The following is a 244-nucleotide window of genomic DNA, read 5'->3' as shown; positions in this document are numbered from 1 at the left end:
CTCAATTTCACCCCGGATTCATTTTCTGATGGCGGTAAATTCAATCAGCTGGACGATGCCTTAAGGCATGTTGAAGACATGCTGGCCGTCGGCACCAGTATCATTGATATTGGCGGTGAATCGACCCGACCCGGTGCGGCCGATGTGTCTGTCGCGGAAGAGCTCGACCGTGTTGTGCCTGTTGTGGAAGCCATACACCAACGATTTGATTGCTGGATCTCAGTGGATACCAGCAAAGCGCAAG

The 244-nt window shown here is 52.5% G+C and carries 1 protein-coding gene; it reads left to right on the top strand.

The annotated features are described in order from the left end of the window. Nucleotides 1–244: dihydropteroate synthase (locus tag R0J87_RS23710; RefSeq protein ID WP_498889456.1), on the top strand; the 244-nt coding region annotated here is incomplete at both ends.

It is taken from the genome of Halomonas sp. SIMBA_159, from assembly GCF_046536035.1.
GTDB classification, from domain to species: Bacteria; Pseudomonadota; Gammaproteobacteria; order Pseudomonadales; family Halomonadaceae; genus Vreelandella; species Vreelandella venusta_A.
The sequence above is the reverse complement of the archived record's forward strand: the minus strand, read 5'-3'. Positions and strand labels throughout refer to the sequence as shown.